This window comes from Pseudomonas sp. Eth.TT006, from assembly GCF_054456575.1.
In genome coordinates, this window is the sequence record NZ_JBTJEN010000037.1 from 1 (window position 1) to 1,855 (window position 1,855).

Consider the following 1,855-nt stretch of genomic DNA (forward strand, 5'->3'; position numbering starts at 1 on the left):
GTCGCCGAGAAGGGTCACATCCAGAACGTTGTTGGCGTCGGCCTCGAGGATTTTTGGCGGGTTCAGCGCGTTGGCGGGCAGAGGCAGGATGTTCAGCAGCAAGGGCAATGAGGTCCAAATGACGCCATTTCGTTCTACAACATAGGTCACGGTGACCTGTTTGCGCAGGCTGTAGGCCAGCACCGAGTGAGGTATCACGAATCGGAGTCCGGCACTGACCAGCTGCTGCAGGCTGGTGAAGGAGCCATCTACCGCGACGCCGGGGGCGGCTTGCCATACGAAGGAGATCTTGTCGGTGGGCAGCAGCGAACCTTTTGGCACTAAACCGATGATGTCCTGATTGCTTGGTGTGTAGTTGTTGCCGCTTGCTCTCTCGACGGTTGGCGGTTGCAGATCAAGCCGATTGGCACTGATAGCGATTGAAGTAGTTGCTGAGACCCCGGAGTTGGTCAGTTGATCAACCACCACGGCAGACACCGAACGAGTGCCGTCGCCAATCTGCTGGAGATCGGCGGCGGTCAAGGTATACGTGAGTGGTTTGGTGTGATCGGGATGGGTGAGCCGGATGCTCCAGGTGCCGATGGTCAGCGTTACGGTGTCGTAAGCCCGTGGATAACCCCGCGTGAAGGTGATGACCGCAGGCTGCCCCGGGCCGATGCTGGCGGGATGACTGACGGTAATGGTGGGCGCCGGGTTGTGGTACAGCAGCTTGAGCGTGAGGGAGTCCTCTTCATTGCCACTGACTCGAGTCACCTTGTAGTGCACAGCGTTGACACCGTTGGTGAACCAGCGCTGCGGCACGTAAACAGCGAAGCGGTCGCCTTCCTTTCCCGGCAAGATGGTTTCTTTGACGCCGGTATCAACACCGTTGACATAGAGCGTCACGGTATCAAAAGCAGCCATGGTCCACGTGCGCAAACCGGTGATCGGATCGATGACGAGCATCAGCCCCTGCGACCCGAATGCAGAGAGAGCAATACCCCCATCAGCAAGACCCGCCGGCTGCACGGGAGTTATCCATTGCGGCGGGTACACCGGGTATAAGGCCAGCGCGGCGTTTGCTTCTTGTGATTGAAGATTCATGGCGGTCTCCCGGTATGTCGGTCTGGTGGGGCAGGCCTTTATCACACAGGGAAAGCACGGGGCTGGCTACTGTCAGATCTGACAGGGGTGCGAAGGTTTTCGACGAGCGGTTGCCGGGGCTGGTTCCTTCATATTTGCGCAAATCCCGCTACCGGCGCGCACCCGAACGTTATCCGCGCCAAGATGTTTAAAGTACACGAGCCGTTACGCCATAGCGCCTACAACGCCTTGCGCCGTTACCTACGCCTACGCCAGAATCCGCCGGCTTACACGGCTATGGGCCGGGCTATATCGTTTCTCTGTCACTGAAATCAGTGATCGGGTTTGGTAGCCCGTTTCATTACAGTTGTAAGCGCCACCTTATAAAGTCCCTTATTGGGGCTCTGCTTTAATGGTGGCCATGCGTGGGGCTCCTTCGGGAGCGCCGGGTTTACTGTTTTGACCGGTCTACCAACCCACAAATGGCCGCCACCCTTCGTTTGGTAGCGAGAGTGATGGCTCCTCATTATTTCAAAACAGAGTGTCATCTATGTTCAAAGCCACACCCAATCCCCCAGACGCCGACCCCATCCCGTACGATCCGGCCCTCGACCCGCAAAAGATAAAACAGGCGACCGACCGCGCCATCAGCTTCTACCTCAACCCCGGCTCACTGAAACTCTCCATCCCGTCGCGCAAGTCCAGCAGGATCTTCCTCGTCGACCCGGCAGTAGACGAAGAAACCCTGCTCGTCGAAGCCTGCGAATCCCTGGCTGCCGCCAGTGACATGGCC

The 1,855-nt window shown here is 58.1% G+C and carries 1 protein-coding gene and 1 pseudogene; one reads left to right on the forward strand and one right to left on the reverse strand.

All coding sequences use genetic code 11. From position 1 onward, the window contains the following. A pseudogene (locus tag ACXR0M_RS27200) lies at window positions 1-1,083 on the reverse strand (hypothetical protein); the annotation flags it as partial. A 529-nt stretch (window positions 1,084-1,612) separates the two neighbouring features. On the opposite strand from ACXR0M_RS27200, the gene ACXR0M_RS27205 reads away from it, so the two are divergent. Beyond that, on the forward strand, window positions 1,613-1,855 hold a 243-nt coding region (locus ACXR0M_RS27205), incomplete at its 3' end, for a DUF6124 family protein (protein ID WP_458834687.1).